General features: G+C 48.5%; 2 protein-coding genes. Both read left to right on the forward strand.

The genetic code is table 11. The annotated features are described in order from the left end of the window. The first annotated feature begins 49 nt into the window (after nt 1-49). A complete protein-coding gene (locus AACQ83_RS23870) occupies nt 50-625 on the forward strand; it encodes an RNA polymerase subunit sigma-70 (protein WP_112879871.1) in 576 nt (191 codons plus the stop codon). Next, on the forward strand, nt 600-2,287 hold a 1,688-nt coding region (locus AACQ83_RS23875; RefSeq protein WP_146748311.1), incomplete at its 3' end, for a phage terminase large subunit family protein. The genes AACQ83_RS23870 and AACQ83_RS23875, both read left to right, overlap by 26 nt.

The raw sequence follows: 2,287 nt of genomic DNA on the forward strand, positions 1-2,287 counted from the left end.
CCGATGTTTCACTAGTTATAAGTCTTTGAAATTTAGGTAACATTAACAAATGAATCAGTCAGAATTTGCCAAATTGCACGGTGTCAGCCGTAAGACTGTGACCCAGTGGAAAGCTCGCGGCTGGCTGGTTCTGGACGGTGACGATATCAATGTTGAAGCATCAAACGCGAATGTTGAACGTTACAGAAAATCTGTTACCCGGCCCGATAAAAAAACCGCAGGTAACAAACAGGGTAACAAGTCAGGTAACAACTCTCAAGGTAACAGGTCTGATGCAGAATCACCGACAAAAATTGTCGAACGCATGATCGCCGAAAAGGGCGCAACGATGACATTCGATGAAGCCCGGACGTTAAAAGAAAACTTTCTCGCATTGCTTACTCAATTAGAGTACGAAATCAAATCCGGCCAGGTGCTACCGTATAAAGACATGATTGAAGCAGTGGGGCGGGAGTATTCAAGAATGCGCACTCGCTTAATCGCTATCGCTCCCGAACATGGCCCGCGTTTACGTGTATTGGCTTCAACCACTAATGATACGGAGTTTGTTCAAGCGTTACAGGAGGTGGTTTACGAGGCGATGGAGGAATTAAGCCTTGATGATAACAATAGAGGAGAAAGCTAATACCTCCGCCTGGCAGAACTTCACGCAAGAGTTATATAAACGTCGCCCTGATATCCGCCCTCCCGAACCACTATCACTAAGTGTGTGGGCTAACAAATACGCCGTACTGTCCAAAGAAACCAGCGCACAGACCGGGCGATTTCGTTCGTTCGCCTATCAAGACGGCATGATGGATGCCATTACAGACCCGACTGTTACTTATGTTTCAGTGATGAAATCGGCGCGTGTCGGGTATACAAAAATACTGGATCACGTTGTCGGTTATTATCTGGCGCATGACCCTTCTCCGATACTCGTTGTTCAGCCCCGCGTAGAAGATGCGGAGGACTACAGTAAAACCGAAATTGCGCCGATGCTGCGTGATACTCCGGTGTTAGCAGAGATATCTGGTGACCCCAAAGCCAAAAATAGCAACCAGACTATCCTGAAAAAGACGTTCTTGAATGGCTCGAATCTGACATTAGTCGGGGCGAACAGTCCGGGCGGGTTTCGTCGTATCACATGCAGGATCATCTTGTTTGATGAAGTGGATGGCTACCCATCAGGTGGTGCCGGTGTCGAGGGTGACCAAATCGCACTAGGTACAAAACGTTCAGAAACATTTTGGAACCGCAAAATCGTATTGGGTTCAACCCCGACTGTAAAAGGCGCCAGCCGTATTGAAAAGTCATTTGGCGATAGTGACCAGCGTTATTACTACGTCCCATGCCCTCACTGTAATGAATATCAGGTTCTTGAATGGGGCGGCCCAGATACTCCTTACGGTATCAAATGGGACAAAGACGAACACGGAGAAGGGATACCGGATACCGCTTATTACGTTTGTCGTCATAACGGATGCGTGATCCATCATAACGAAAAAGCCGGCCTGGTAAAGCGCGGGGAATGGCGGGCAACCAAACCATTTAAAGGTCATGCCGGATTTCATATCTGGGCGGGTTACAGTCTGTTTCCCAATGCCGCATGGAAATATCTGGTTGCTGAATGGTTGCGGGTGAAAAATGACCCGCTGATGCGTCAGACATTTATCAACCTGGTTCTGGGTGAACCGTATGAAGATCGGGGCGAGAAAGCATTGAGTGAAAGAAAACTCCTTGAGCGCTGTGAAGTCTTTGCTGCTGAGGTACCGGACGGCGTTGCGGTTCTGACGGCGGGTATTGATACCCAAGATGATCGCTTTGAAATAGAAGTCATTGGCTGGGGCCGGAATGAAGAAAGCTGGTCTATTGCTTATGACGTGATCGAGGGCGATTTAGAAACTGATGAGCCGTGGAAACGCTTAGATCACTATCTAAAACAAATCTGGCGCCGTGCTGATGGACGCGGTTTTACTATCATGGCGGCATGCATGGACTCTGGCGGACACCACACCCAACAAGTCTACGAATTCTCAAAAGCCAGAATAGGCAGAAGAATATGGGCGATAAAAGGGGAATCGGCTCGCGGCGGTAAACGCTCCCCAGTGTGGCCGACCAAAAAACCGACATCCCGTACTAAGTCAAGTTTCAAGCCTATCATTCTCGGTGTTAATGCGGCTAAGGATACGGTCCGGGGGAGATTACATATTAATCCACCGCGACCCGGTGAGGCAGCGGCAAGCTATATGCACTTTCCGGCAGACAGGGATCTGAATTATTTCAGTCAATTGTTAGCGGAACGTTC

This window comes from Photorhabdus sp. S10-54 (genome assembly GCF_963878145.1).
GTDB lineage: Bacteria > Pseudomonadota > Gammaproteobacteria > Enterobacterales > Enterobacteriaceae > Photorhabdus > Photorhabdus kayaii.